Source organism: Luteibacter yeojuensis (genome assembly GCF_000964085.1).
Lineage (GTDB): Bacteria > Pseudomonadota > Gammaproteobacteria > Xanthomonadales > Rhodanobacteraceae > Luteibacter > Luteibacter yeojuensis_A.
In genome coordinates, this window is record NZ_JZRB01000046.1 from 37,510 (window position 1) to 51,435 (window position 13,926).

At 68.4% G+C, this 13,926-nt stretch carries 10 protein-coding genes; 2 read left to right on the forward strand and 8 right to left on the reverse strand.

Annotation, left to right across the window (positions count from 1 at the left end):
- Window positions 1-9 precede the first annotated feature (9 nt).
- The 8 genes from VI08_RS17475 to VI08_RS17510 all read right to left on the reverse strand — a co-directional run bounded on the left by VI08_RS17475 (window position 10) and on the right by VI08_RS17510 (window position 9,201).
- Complete coding sequence (locus tag VI08_RS17475; protein WP_045830908.1) at window positions 10-1,248, reverse strand: beta-ketoacyl-[acyl-carrier-protein] synthase family protein; 1,239 nt, start codon at window positions 1,246-1,248, stop codon at window positions 10-12.
- The gene (locus VI08_RS17480) at window positions 1,248-2,489 is read right to left on the reverse strand and encodes a beta-ketoacyl-ACP synthase (RefSeq protein ID WP_045830909.1); all 1,242 of its coding nucleotides are present in this window, start codon (window positions 2,487-2,489) and stop codon (window positions 1,248-1,250) included. The genes VI08_RS17475 and VI08_RS17480 overlap by 1 nt, the downstream gene beginning before the upstream one ends.
- On the reverse strand, window positions 2,486-4,849 hold the full coding sequence (locus VI08_RS17485) for an MMPL family transporter (protein WP_045830910.1): 2,364 nt from the start codon (window positions 4,847-4,849) through the stop codon (window positions 2,486-2,488). The genes VI08_RS17480 and VI08_RS17485 overlap by 4 nt, the downstream gene beginning before the upstream one ends.
- Window positions 4,846-5,460: a LolA family protein gene (locus tag VI08_RS17490; RefSeq protein WP_045830911.1), complete on the reverse strand. Its 615-nt coding sequence runs from the start codon at window positions 5,458-5,460 to the stop codon at window positions 4,846-4,848. The genes VI08_RS17485 and VI08_RS17490 overlap by 4 nt, the downstream gene beginning before the upstream one ends.
- Window positions 5,460-6,245, reverse strand: coding sequence for a glycosyltransferase family 2 protein (locus VI08_RS17495; RefSeq protein ID WP_045830912.1), 786 nt, complete (start codon window positions 6,243-6,245; stop codon window positions 5,460-5,462). Before VI08_RS17495 ends, VI08_RS17490 begins: the two co-directional genes overlap by 1 nt.
- 6 nt (window positions 6,246-6,251) lie before the next feature.
- Complete coding sequence (locus tag VI08_RS17500; RefSeq protein ID WP_045830913.1) at window positions 6,252-6,521, reverse strand: acyl carrier protein; 270 nt, start codon at window positions 6,519-6,521, stop codon at window positions 6,252-6,254.
- A gap of 1,071 nt (window positions 6,522-7,592) precedes the next feature.
- A complete protein-coding gene (locus VI08_RS17505) occupies window positions 7,593-8,696 on the reverse strand; it encodes a Glu/Leu/Phe/Val dehydrogenase dimerization domain-containing protein (RefSeq protein ID WP_045830914.1) in 1,104 nt (367 codons plus the stop codon).
- A 169-nt stretch (window positions 8,697-8,865) separates the two neighbouring features.
- Window positions 8,866-9,201 carry a YXWGXW repeat-containing protein gene (locus VI08_RS17510; protein WP_045830915.1) on the reverse strand — a complete coding sequence of 112 codons (336 nt, stop codon included), beginning with the start codon at window positions 9,199-9,201 and terminating at the stop codon, window positions 8,866-8,868.
- Between the two features lie 180 nt (window positions 9,202-9,381).
- Between VI08_RS17510 and VI08_RS17515 the strand changes: the two genes are divergently transcribed.
- Entirely contained in the window at window positions 9,382-10,260 is an 879-nt protein-coding gene (locus tag VI08_RS17515; protein WP_045830916.1) for an alpha/beta fold hydrolase, read from the forward strand.
- A 178-nt stretch (window positions 10,261-10,438) separates the two neighbouring features.
- Window positions 10,439-13,891 (forward strand): methylmalonyl-CoA mutase family protein, encoded by a 3,453-nt coding sequence (locus VI08_RS17520; protein ID WP_045830917.1) that lies wholly within the window; start codon window positions 10,439-10,441, stop codon window positions 13,889-13,891.
- The last annotated feature ends 35 nt before the right edge of the window (window positions 13,892-13,926 follow it).

The following is a 13,926-nucleotide window of genomic DNA, read 5'->3' on the forward strand; positions in this document are numbered from 1 at the left end:
GGTCGGTGGCTAGGCGTCGGTGGCGGCGTCGGGCTCATGGTAACGCCGGATGACCAGCGCTGCGCAGCTTCCCCCGAAACCGAAGCTGTTGGACAGCACGGCGTCGGCGCGTGCCTCGCGGTCGGCGTCGAGCAGGGGCGCGTCGGCAAAGGCCTCGTCGAGCTGCCGCGGCGGCGCGCCGGCCAGCAGCACGCCGCGTTCGATCATGCCGATGGCCGCGATGGCGTCCAGCGCGCCGGCCGCGGCCGGGGCGTGGCCCACCAGGCCCTTGATGGACGACATCCACGGCACCGCGTGGCCGCGGTCGCCGAAGACGCGGCGCAGGGCCTCCCATTCGGCCAGATCGCCCTGCACCGTGGCGCAGGCGTGGGTGTTCACGTAATCGGGGATGACGCCGGCCAGGTCGATGGCCTGGTGCATGGCCTCGGCCATGCCGTCGGCGTTGGGGCTCACCATGCCGTCCGGATCCGAGGCCGCGCCGTAGCCCGCCAGTTCCGCGAGGATGGTGGCGCCGCGGGCCAGGGCGTGGTCCAGCGATTCCAGTACCAGCACGCCAGCGCCGCCGCCCAGGAGGAGGCCATCGCGGTCGGCATCGTACGGCGTGGAGACGCGGCTGCCGGCCACGCTGGTGGTCGAGAGGGCGTTCATCACGTCGAAGCTCATGGAGGCCTTGTCGTGCAGTTCTTCGGCGCCGCCGCACACCACGATCTCCTGCCGGCCGAGCTGGATCAGCTCCATGGCCTGGCCGATGGCGTGGGTGGCGCTCGTGCAGGCCGAGCCCACGGTGAAGCTGCGGCCGCCGAAGCCGAACGCATGGACCAACGTCGCGGCCACGGCACTGCCCATGGTGCGGGTCGTGGTGAACGGCGAGATGCGGCCGTAGCCCTTCGCCTGGTAGGTGGCGAGGCCGGTTTCGTACTCGGAGAGCGCCGAGGCGGCGCCCATGACGAGGCCTACATCGCGCTCGCGGATGCGGGTGCCATCGAGCCCTGCCTCGGCGAGCGCTTCGCGGGCGGCGTGCCATGCGTACTCGGCGGCTTCGGGGAAATAGCGGCGTAGCTTGCGCGGCGGCGGTTCGAGGCCGTCCATGTCGGCAGGTGCGGCCACGCGGCAACGCATGCCCAGCGCCGCATAGCCCGGCATGTCGCGGAAGCCGTCGCGGCCTGCGCGCAGGCCCTCGAACAGGGCGTCGCGTCCCGCGCCCAGGCACGAGACGGCACCCATGCCGGTGACGACGACACGACGCATCAAGCGTGCGCCTTGAAGATCAGCGACGTGTTGATGCCGCCGAAGGCGAAGTTGTTGTTCATCACATGGCTGGTGCGGATATCGCGGCCCTCGCCCGTGACGTAGTCGAGCGCGGCGCATTCGGCGTCCGGCGCGTCGAGGTTGATCGTGGGCGCGAACCAGCCGTGCCGCATCATCTCGATGGCCCACCAGCTTTCCAGCGCGCCGCAGGCGCCAAGCGTGTGGCCCACGTAGCTCTTCATCGAGCTGATGGGCACGCCGCCGCCCAGCACGTCATGCGTGGCGTGGCTCTCGGCGACGTCGCCGCGGTCGGTGGCGGTGCCGTGTGCGCTGACATACCCGATGGCCGAGGGCTCCAGCGCCGCGTCGGCCAGCGCCATGCGCATGGCCGCGGCCATCGTTTCACGCGTGGGCTGCGTGATGTGCGCGCCGTCGGAGTTCGTGCCGAAGCCCACCACCTCCGCGTAGATGCGCGCGCCGCGCGCCACGGCGTGGTCGTAATCCTCGAGCACCAGTGTCACGGCGCCTTCGCCCACGACGAGGCCGTCGCGCTTGCCGTCGAACGGGCGCGGCGTGAGCGCGGGGGTGTCGTTGCGCGTGCTGGTGGCGAACAGCGTATCGAACACCGCGGCGCCGGGGCCGGAGAGTTCCTCGGCGCCACCGCACAGCATCAGCTTCTGCTTGCCCTGCTGGATGGCCTCGTAACCGTAGCCGATGGCCTGGCTGCCCGAGGTGCACGCGCTGCTGGTGGTGATGACGCGGCCCTTCAGGCCGAAGAACACGCCGACGTTCACCGCCGTGGTGTGCGCCATCATCTGGATGTAGCTGGTGGCCGTCACGCCCTGCATCGAGCCGGTTTCCAGCATGCGGCCGACGGTGCGCGCCGGCTCGATGCTGCCGCCCGACGAGCCATAGGCCACGCCCATGCGGCCATCGCGGATGCTTTCATCGTTGAGCAGGCCGGCGTCTGCCAGGGCGCGCTCGCTCGCCGCGGTGGCCAGCAGCGCCACGCGGCCCATCGAGCGCGTGTGCTTGCGCGACCAGTGCGCGGGCGGGGCGAAATCGTCGACGGGCACGCCGAGGCGGCCGTTCAGGGCGTCGAAGTAATCCCATTCGCCCATGCGGCGCACGGCATTGCGGAACTCGCGCAGGCGCGGTTCGATCGTGGCCCAGTCGTTGCCCAGCGGCGTGATGCCGCCCATGCCGGTGACGACGACGCGTTTCGGTGCCGTGGTGTTCATGCTTGCGGTCCCGCTGGCGAAGGTGCGCTCACCGGTGCGAGGAGGGCGGTGAAGCCAATGCCCAGCAGCAGGGTGAGCCCAAAATGTTGCAAGGCGGGCATCGTACTCAACGCGAGCAGCCCGAACGAGAGGAGGGCGGTGACGGCCGACAGCAGCACGCCCGCATAGGCGGCGCCCGGCGTATGCGCCGAATGGGGCTCGCCTTCGCGCAGGAAGACGGCGTAGTTGGCGCCGACGCCGAGCACGAGCATCAGTGCCATGAGGTGGAACAGTGTGAGCGGCTGGCCAAGGTAGCCCAGCGCCGCGACGCTGAAGACGATGCCGGCCAGCGGCGGCAGCAGCACGCGCAGCGCGCCCTTGCGGCCGTAGCGCCACGCGAACGCGGCGGCAACAAGCAGCATGGCCGCGCCCAGCCACACGCTGGCGAACCCGCGGTATTCGCCGAACAGCGTGGAGATGCTGGCGGGCTTGTCGATGACCGAGACGCCGGGCAGGCCTTCCGCCATGGCGCGCATGCGCGCCACGTCGACGTCGCCCTGCGGCACCACGATGCTGCCCTTGTCCATCCACAGGTACTGGAACGGCATGTACGCCGGCACGCGCTTCCAGTCGTCGAGGGTGAAAGGCTTGCCGGGGAACGATGCGATGTATTGATCGGCCGTGGCTTCCTTGAAACCGGCTGCCACCATGTGGGAGCGCGCTTGCGCGCGATCGGCGGTGCCGCAGGAGCCATCGCGCGCGAGCGCGCCCCCACAGAAAACGTGGGCGACGGCGGCCGCATTGGCCGCCTGGCGCTTTTGCGACGGCAGCATGCCGCTCACGCCGGTCCACGCGATGCCTTCGGCTTCGAGGCGGTCGGCTAGGGCTTCTTCGTGCTGGAGCACGGCTTCGGGCGTATCGCCTTCCACCAGCCAGAACTGGCTGCCGCCGCCGTAACCGGCGATGTCGCGGATCTGGTTGGTCTGCGCTTCGAGCGAGGCGGGCGGCGAAATGAGCAGGTGGATGTCGTCGTCGTGGCCCAGCTTCAGCCAGCCCGGGATGGCGGCGAGCACCAGCACGCCGATGACGAGGAAAGCACGGCGGCCGGAGGCCACGCGCTGCCACGCCAGCGCGACGCGCACGAACGGCGTGGCCAGTGGGGCGTGGGCCGGTTTGCGCAGCAGCGCGGGCAGCAGCCAGAACACGCTGGCGCACGCGACGGCCATGCCGGCGATGGCGAACACCGCCATCTGGCGCAGGGCGGGGAAGGGTACGAGGGCGAGCAGGGCGTAGCCGAGCAGCGAGGTGGCCAGCGCGAGCAGCAGGGCGGGGCGCACCTGGCGCACGCCGCGCAGGGGCTCCCACGTGGGCCCCGCATTGGCGCGCGCGCACAGGTACTGGATGGAGTAATCCACCGCCTCGCCCAGCAGCGCCGCGCCGAACACCAGCGTGAGCAGGTGCAGCTGGCCGAAGACGAGGATGGTGGCCACGGTGGCGCCGACCACGCCCAGCGCTGTGGAGAGGAATGCGATGCCCAGCGGGCGCAGGGAGCGGAACACGAACAGCAGCAGGATCGCGATGCCGATGGTGGAGGTGATGCCCACCACGTGCGTGTCGCGCTCCGCGCCCGCGCGGGCGGAGGCGGCGTAGAAGATGGCCCCGGTACGCATCAGCTGCGTGCCGGGGTGCTTTGCGGTGACCTCATGCTCGGCGGCATCCAGCGCCGCCAGCGCGCGGCGCTGCACGCCATCGTCGTACGACGAGCCATCCAGCGTCGCCACCACCAGCACGTAGCTGGTGTCGTCGCGGTGCGCGGTAAGCAGGTCGTCCTCGGGCACCAGCGTGGAGCGGTTCCACGGCTGGCGGTCGAGCCAGTGCTGCAGCCAGCCGAACGGGTCGTCGCCCAGCTTCGGGCCCACGGTGGCGCCGAAGGGTTCGTTGAGGCGGCGCTTCAGCGTATCGACGGCGTTGAAGCCGGGCGCCGACAGCGCATCGCGGTCGTCGCGGGTGAGGAGGTGGAAGCGGTAGGGCAGGAACGGATTGACCAGTTGTTCCATGTCGAACGGCGGCAGCTCGGCCAGCACGTGCGCGAACACCTTGTCCTTGCCCAGCGCGGCGCCGAGGTCGCGCGCGGCGTCCTTCGCCGCATCGTCGTCCTTGTTCGCCACGAGCAGGATCATGCGATCGCCGCTGGCGCGCGAGAGGCGCTCCACGGCATCTTCCGCCAGCGCGTTGCGCTCGGTGGCCGGCAGCATGGCCAGCAGGTCGGTCTGCAGCGGCGAGGCGCCCCGGCCAAACAGCAGCCACGCGCCCAGCGCGGACACGAGGAGCGACGCCGCGGCGAACAGCACCGCGCGGAGCGTCGTCGGCTGCGCCTTCATTTGACGCCGAGCACCTGGCTTTCCTGCGCCGTGAGCGTGCCGGCGTCGCGCGTGCTGGCGAAGCGGATGGCGGTGGTCTCGCCGCTGGCGAGGTTCACGTCGATGGACTGCAGGAACGCATCGCCCTTCAGCGTGATGCCGGCCAGGACGCGCGCCACGCGGGCCTGCTTCGGCACGAAATGCAGCGTCCACGCATCGACCGTGCCCTCGGCCGTGATGGTGAACTGGCGCGAGGCTTCATCGGCCTTGCCCGCGAGCATGCCCTGCAGCATGCCGGAGACCTGGCTCACGCCACGGTTGCCGTCGCGCACGCGCTCGAGCTTGCCCTGCGCGTTGAGGCGGCGGGCATCGCCCGAGGTGAGCACGAGCGTGTCGTCGAACGGCTCGCGGGTATGCCACACCATGCCCTTGCCCACGACGAAGAGCAGGTCGCCCTTGCTCACCTGCGGCTCGGCCAGGTCAGGGTTGGTGCGGCTCTGGGTGAACTCGGCCCGCACCTGCTGGTGCTTGCCCAGGTGGGCCAGCACGTCGTCGACCAGCGGGGGCGTCTGCGCATGGGCGGTGAGGCTGGCGCAGCAGAGCAGGGCGAACAGGGCGATCAGGCGACGCATCAGGCGGTTTTCCTCGTGAGCTTGCGGTACAGCAGGCGCGGCGCACGCGGCAGCATGCCCAGCAGCAGCCGGGTGTGCATGGCCGTGATGCGGGCGTTGTCGCGCCACATGCGGAAATGGGAGAGGCCGTTTTCCGGGTAGATGACCCGGGTCGGCACGTTGCGCACCGGGACGCCGCGCCAGAACAGGCGCACCGCCACTTCGGTGTCGAAATCCATGCGCGGTGGGAAGGGCTTGCGATTCATTTCCTCGCACGTCGCCGCCAGGGGGTAGAGGCGGTAGCCCAGCATCGAGTCTTTGATGTCGAAGGACAGTGTTTCCAGCCACACGCACGCATGCGTGAGGTAGCGGCCGTACAGGCGCGCCTTGGGGATCGATTCGTCGTACACCGGGCAACCGCAGACCATGGCGGCTGGCGCGGCCTCGGCTTCGGCCAGGAAACGCGGCACGTCGGCCGGGTCGTGCTGGCCGTCGGCGTCGATCTGCAGCACGTGGGTGTACCCGGCCTGATGGGCGGCACGGAACCCCGCGGAAAGGGCCACGCCCTTGCCGCCGTTGCTCGGCTGGCGGATCAGGCGCAGGTCATCGCGCCCGGCGACCAGGTCGTCGAGGATGCGGCGGGTTTCGTCATTGGAGCCATCGTCCACGATGAGGACGGGCAGGCCGTGCGCGGCGAGGGCATTGGCCGTGGCCGCGATGGTGCGGCCATGGTTGTAGATGGGCACGACCGCGCAGGGCGAGAAACTGCGTGCCGCGTCAGCGCGCGGTCCTGCCGGGCCCACCATGCGCTATCAGCGGGCGACCAGCTGCTGCACGGTGGCGACGACATCGCCCACGGTGCGCACGCTCTTGAAGTCCTCGGGCTTGATCCGGGTGCCAGTCATGTCCTGCACCTGGATGGCCAGGTCGATCGCGTCGATGCTGTCCAGTTCCAGGTCGGTGAAGAGGTTGGCCTCCGGGGTCACCTTCGCCGGGTCGATCTCGAACGTCTCGTGCAGGACGGTGCGGAGGCGAGCCAGGATGTCATCTTGATTGAAGGTTTCGGCGGGGATCGCGCTCATAAGCTCGGTAAGTCCATTTCAACCCCCAATGGCGTGCCGGGCCGCCCACAAGGGGCAAAACTCCGGGTAACGCCGCCGGGGCGACGAAGGTCATGATCATAAGTTGGTGGACCCGCCACGCGGCGGACTTCCCCTCTGCCCAAAAGGCCCATGCAGGCAACGCCTTACAAGACCCCGGGTGGGGCAAAGTGTAGCAGAACATGGCCGCGGGGAACCGCTGGGCGCACATTCCTGCGAGCCACCCCGCAAACCGCGCCGTGGCGCCATTTCGGGCGAACAAAGGTTCCTCGAGCATTGCCTCAATTGGCGGCGCGCCTGCAATCGGTTCATTCGCTAACGGCGAATGCATGCAACCAGCGGCTTGCGCCGCCTCAGGCTGGTGGGGTTACGGTGGTCGGGGGCGGGCAGGCCCTTGGGGCCGCCAGTCGCGGACCTTCGGACCGGGCCGTAGTGCCGCTGTCGCGATAACCGATACGTCTGGCGGCCCTCCGCTCATGTCGGCCCCAAGGGCCTGCCCGCCCCCGAGCCGATGCGCCGCGTTTCGTGTGGCACAAGCAGGTGCCTCGTGGCGCTTCGCTCCCTCAGGCGTATGGCGCGCGCATGCGCGGATAGATCCAGGCCCGGCGGATCGCGGCCGCTCGGAATTCGCCGTGGCGCGCGGCGTCCCAGTCAGCCCAAGGCGAGCTGCCGTCGGCGATGGATTAGTTTCGCTTGCCCACTACGTAGCGCGACGGAAGGCTCGCCTCGCTACCCCGCTCCTGCCCCACGAAACGAGACGAATGGACTCGGCGGCGGGTGGGCCGCTGGGGCCGACATGAGCGGAGGGCCGCGCAACGCCATGCCATGGCGATAGCGGTGCTACGGCCCGGTCCGAAGGTCCGCGACTGGCGGCCCCGGCGGTCCACCCGCCGCCGACCGCCGAACCCCTGCCAGCCTGAGGCGGCGCAAGCCGCTGGTCTCATGCATTCGCGCACGCGAATGAACCGACACCCAGGCGTGATGCAGCGACCGAAGAATAAAAAAGCTACCGGATTGCGCCGGTGGCTTTTAAGTGCCAGGTGGCTAGCGGGCTTACTGGCCGCGCATGCGGCCTTGGAAGCGCGGGGCGCCATTGCCCATGTGCGGCAGGCGGATCTTGCCGATGGCGTTGATGCGCTCCTCGGCCATGCGATCGGCCGCCTTGTACGTGGCGATGTTGTCGCGGTTGGCGATCTCGAAGATGCGGCCCACGTTGTAGTAGATGGTGCGCATCATGCGCATGGCGCGCTCGCGGTTGTAGCCGTCGATCTCGAGCGAGACGTTCATGACGCCGCCGGCGTTCACGGCGTAATCCGGGGCGTAGAGCACGCCGCGGCGCGACAGCTCGTCGCCGATGGCGTCGGTGGCCAGCTGGTTGTTGGCCGCGCCGCAGATGATCTTGGCCTTGATGCGGTCGATGGTCTGCTCGTTGACCGTGCCGCCCAGGGCGCAGGGGCTGTAGACATCGGCGTCGACGTCGTAGATCTCGTCCAGGCCCACGGCCTCGCAGCCCAGTTCATCGACGCAGCGCTGCACGGCATCCTTGTTGATGTCGGTGACGAACACCTTGGCGCCCTGCTCGCGCAGCAGCTTGATGAACTCGCTGCCCACGTGGCCGCAGCCCTGCACGGCGTAGCTGTACTTGCCCACGTCTTCGTTGCCGTGCTTGGCCTGCAGCGCGGCCATCAGGCCCTGCAGCGTGCCGAACGCGGTGAACGGCGAGGGATCGCCCGAGCCGCCGTGCACCTGGTGCACGCCGGTGACGAATTCGGTTTCACGGTAGACGTATTCCATGTCGTTGACGTCGATGCCCACGTCTTCGGCGGTGATGTAGCGGCCGTTGAGCGAGTTGACGAAGCGGCCGAACGCGCGGAACAGCGCCTCGGACTTGTCCTTGGAGGGGTCGCCGATGATCACGGCCTTGCCGCCGCCGAGGTTCAGGCCAGCCACCGCGTTCTTGTACGTCATGCCGCGCGAGAGGCGCAGCACGTCGTTCACGGCGTCCTGCTCGGACTTGTAGGGCCACATGCGCAGGCCGCCCAGCGACGGGCCAAGCACGGTGTTGTGGATCGCGATGATGGCCTTCAGGCCCGCGTCCTTGTTATGGCAGAAGACGACTTCTTCGTGGCCCGTGTTGGCGATGGTTTCGAAAATCATCGAACGCAAACTCCAGTGTTCAGTGTTAGCAGCCCGCCCCGAAGGGGGTGGTACATCCAAAAAAATCGCCCCTGCCTTGGCGGCGGGGGCGAGATGTCGTGTCAGCTGCGTAGTTTAAGCTTTAATTCTGGAGTTGGTAGATGCGGCGCAGCACGCAAATGTTAAGAATTTAGCGGTGCCAGTGCGGGTCGCGCACCCACACCTCGCGCTCGTAGTGGTAACCGCCGCGGTACGGGCGCCAGGCCGGCGGGCGGTAGACGTAGCCCGGGCGCACGCCGACCCAGCGGCCGGTCACCCATACATACCGGCCGCCGTACCAGTTCCAGTAGCCGGGGGCCCAGGTGTAGCCCACGCGCGGCGGCGGTACGCGTTCGAAGCGCGGCGCGGGCGGGGCGGTGCGGATGACCACCACTTCCCGCGCGGCGGCCGGCGGGGTGTACGTGGCGGCGCCAGCGGCCAGGCCCAGGGCGGCCACGGCGGCGAAAGTGCGGGTAAGGTTGCGCATGCGCTGTCTCCTCGGTTCTCGCCTGCGAACGTGCAGGCTCGTGAGGAAAAACGGAGTGGCCGGTATCAGGTTGACCCCGCCTCCGTGAGATATTCAGCTTCGTGAAAGCTTGCCTACAGGCCCGGCTGGCACGCTAATAGGCGCCCACCCCCGTCCCGCCCCCAGGATCACGACCCTTCCATGAAGCCCGCCCGCCGTTTCGGCGTCCGTACTGTCGCCACCCTGCTGGGGATCCGCTTCGCTTACCGCTTCGGCAGCCGCCTTGCGCCGGCCCGCACCGTGGCGCACGCCGCGCGGGTCTTCCAGACCCCGCTGCCGAGCAGCCGCGAGCGCGCGGCCCAGGCATCGGCCAGCACCACGGCGCGGCGCGAAGACATCGTGGTGGATGGCGAGCGCATCGCCACGTACGTATGGGGCGACCCCGCCACCCAGCCCTACATCCTGCTGGCGCATGGCTGGTCCAGCATGGGGCTGCGCTGGCAAGGCTGGGCGGCGCCGCTTCTTGCGAAAGGCTGGGCCGCGGTGGCTTTCGACCAGCCAGCGCACGGGCATAGCGGCGGCCGGCTCTGCACGCTCACCGATTTCATCGCCACGGTTCGCGCCGTGGGGCGCCATTACGGGGATGCCGAGGGCGTCATCGCCCATTCGCTCGGTGGCGCGGCCGTTACCGTGGCGCTGGACGACGGCTGGACGGCGAAGCGCGTGGTGCTCATCGCGGCCGCCGCCGACCCCGAGGCCGCCACCTCGCGTTTCGCCCGGTTCGTGCGCCTGGCGCCGCACCTGCGCGGGCCGCTGCACGAGCGCCTGGCCCTACGCACCGGCTTCTCCATCGGCGAGCTACACATCCGCCACCACGCACCCAAACGCCAGCAGCCCGCGCTCGTCATCCACGACTTCTTCGACAAGGAGGTGCCGATGGAAGAGGGCGAACTGCACGCCAGCCTGTGGCCCAACGCCACCCTGCTGAAAACCCGCCGCCTCGGCCACCGCGCCATCGTCGACGACGAAGGCGTGCAAACCGCCGCCATCGCCTTCCTGTCCGGGGTGGATTTCCAGTAGGAGCCCACCTGTGGGCGACAGCTTTTAGCGACACCGCGACAGGCCCTGACGCGCGGTCGCGAGAAGCTGTCGCCCACGGGGGTAGGCTCCTACGTTGCAGTGCGTCAGAGGCCCGTGCGCCCCCGGCGGTAGAATCAGCAGGTTCCCCACCCGCCGTCCGTTCGACCCCGGAGTTTCCATGAGCTCGCAGCCCAAGCACATCCCCGCCAGCAGCACCGACGCGGAGGCGACGCCGCTGCGCTTCGTCACGGCGGCGAGCCTGTTCGATGGCCACGATGCCGCCATCAACATCATGCGCCGCATCATCCAGGGCCAGGGCGCCGAGGTGATCCACCTGGGCCACAACCGCTCGGTGGAAGACGTGGTGCGCGCGGCCCTGCAGGAAGACGCCGACGCCATCGCGCTGTCGTCGTACCAGGGCGGCCACGTGGAGTACTTCAAGTACATGGTGGACATGCTCCGCGAGCGTGGGGCAGGGCATGTGCGCGTGTTCGGCGGCGGTGGCGGCACCATCACGCCGGAGGAAATCCGCGAGCTGCAGGCTTACGGCGTCGAGCGCATCTACCACCCCAACGATGGCATGAAGCTCGGCCTCGTCGAGATGATCGAAGACGTGATGACGCGCACGCGCAATGCGCAGAAGGCGCGCGCCGAGGTGGCACCGGCCACCACGTCCATCGACGACGAAATCTCCATCGGCGCCATGCTCTCGGCCATCGAGGAGGATGCCGTGCCGGCCGCCGACCTCGAGCGCCTGCGCAAGGAGTGGAAGCTGGCCGGCGGCAAGACGCCCGTGCTGGGACTCACCGGCACTGGCGGCGCGGGCAAGTCGTCCGTGGTCGACGAGCTGCTGCTGCGCTTCCTGCATGCCTTCCCGCAGATGCGCATCGCCGTGCTCGCGGTGGACCCCACGCGCCGCCGCAGTGGCGGCGCGCTGCTGGGCGATCGCATCCGCATGAACTCGCTGCGCAGCCACCGCGTGTACATGCGCAGCATGGCCACGCGCCGCCAGCACGCCGCCACCTCGGTGGTGCTGCACGATTGCATCGATTTCCTGAAGGCCCAGGCGTACGACCTGGTCATCGTCGAAACGGCCGGCATCGGCCAGAGCGATTCGGAGATCGTCGACCTCGTCGATTTCCCGGTCTACGTGATGACCAGCGAATACGGCGCGGCCAGCCAGCTCGAGAAGATCGACATGCTCGATTTCGCCGAGCTGGTGGTGCTCAACAAGTTCGATAAGCGCGGCGCGGAAGACGCGCTGCGCGATGTGCGCAAGCAGTGGAAGCGCAACCGCACGGCGTTCAGCCTGGCCGACGACAAGGTGCCGGTGTACCCCACCATCGCCAGCCAGTTCAACGACCCGGGCGTCACGTGGATGTTCGACAACCTGTGCCGCCTGCTGCGCGAGAAACTGTCGCTGCCGGGCGCGGGCTGGACACCCGACCTCGACACCAGCCTGCGCGAGCCGCGCGCCACGGTGCTCATCCCGGGCAGCCGCGTCCGCTACCTGGCCGAGATCGCGGAGCAGGGCCGTGGCGTGAATGCCGGCATCGCGAAGCAGGCCGAGGCGGCCGCCAAGGCGCAGCACTATTACGAGTCGCTGAAGGATATCGGTGACGAGTCGTTGCCGCGGGCGTTCGACCTCTACGACCACGCCTTGCTCAGCGTCGATGGCGACCGCTCGCTGGCCACGCTTCGCCAACGCTACAACACCGCGGTACGCGAGCTTTCCAGCGAAGCCATCCACCTGCTGCGCGAGTGGCCGGCCCGCTTCGAATCCGTGACCGCCGAGTACAACGAGTACACGGTGCGCGACAAGGTCATCCGCGTCGAAAACTACCGCGAATCGCTGAGCCACCAGAAGATCGCCAAGGTTTCGCCGCCGAAGACGAAGGACTGGGGCGAGCTGCTCTCGTTCCTCATGCGCGAGAACCTGCCGGGCTACTACCCGTACACCGGCGGTGTGTTCCCGTACCGCCGCGCTGGCGAAGACCCTACCCGCATGTTCGCGGGCGAGGGCACGCCCGAGCGCACCAACCGCCGTTTCCATTACCTGTCGCTGGGCGGCGGCGCGGCACGCCTGTCCACGGCGTTCGACTCGGTCACGCTATACGGCGAAGACCCGGCCCCGCGCCCGGATATCTACGGCAAGATCGGCAACTCGGGCGTCAGCATCGCCACGCTCGACGACATGAAGAAGCTGTATTCCGGCTTCGACCTGTCGGCACCGAGCACCTCGGTGTCGATGACGATCAACGGCCCGGCGCCCATCATCCTCGCGATGTTCATGAACACCGCGATCGACCAGAACATCGAGAAGCACCTCAACGAGGAGCCTGCGCGCTGGGAGGCGGTGAACGCCCGCATCGCCGAGCTCTACCCCGACGGCAACCGGCCGCAGTACAACGGCGAGCTGCCGGCCGGCAACAACGGCCTGGGCCTCGGCCTGCTGGGTGTCTCGGGCGAGGAGGTGGTGGATGCCGAGACCTACGAGCGCATCAAGGCGTACACGCTTGCCACCGTGCGCGGCACGGTGCAGGCCGACATCCTGAAGGAAGACCAGGCGCAGAACACGTGCATCTTCAGCACGGAGTTCGCCCTGCGCATGATGGGCGATATCCAGCAGTACTTCGTCGACCACAAGGTGCGTAACTTCTACTCGGTGTCGATCTCGGGTTACCACATCGCCGAAGCGGGCGCCAACCCGATCAGCCAGCTGGCCTTTACGCTGTCGAACGGCTTCACCATCGTCGAGTACTACCTCGCCCGTGGCATGAAGATCGACGATTTCGCGCCCAACCTGTCGTTCTTCTTCTCCAACGGCATGGACCCGGAATACACGGTGATCGGCCGCGTGGCCCGCCGCATCTGGGCTCGCGCCATGCGCGAACGCTACGGCGCCAGCGCCCGCAGCCAGATGCTGAAGTACCACATCCAGACCTCGGGCCGCTCGCTGCACGCGCAGGAGATCCAGTTCAACGATATCCGCACCACGCTGCAGGCGCTGTACGCGCTGTTCGACAACTGCAACAGCCTGCACACCAACGCCTACGACGAAGCCATCACCACGCCGACCGAAGAAAGCGTGCGTCGCGCCGTGGCCATCCAGCTCATCATCAACCGCGAGCTGGGCCTCAATTTCAACGAGAACCCCTGGCAGGGCAGTTTCGTCGTCGACGAGCTCACCGACCTGGTGGAAGAGGCCGTGTACAAGGAGTTCGAGGCCATCAGCGAGCGCGGCGGCGTGCTCGGCGCCATGGATACGATGTACCAGCGCGGCAAGATCCAGGAAGAATCGATGTACTACGAGCACAAGAAGCACGACGGCTCGCTTCCGCTCATCGGCGTCAATACCTTCCTGCCCAAGGACCACGGCGGCGAGATCGCCACCGAGATCGAGCTCATCCGTTCCACGCCGGAAGAAAAGGGCCAGCAGATCGACAACGTGCAACTCTACGGCAAGGCCCGTAACGGCCTGGCGCCGGAAAGCCTGCGCACCCTGCAAAACACGGCGCGCGACCGCCGCAACGTGTTCGAGCAGCTGGTGGAAGCTGTCAAGCACAACAGCCTCGGCCAGATCAGCCACGCCCTCTACGACGTCGGCGGCGAATACCGCCGCAACATGTAACGCACGCCCTCACTTCGATGGATACGCGACATATG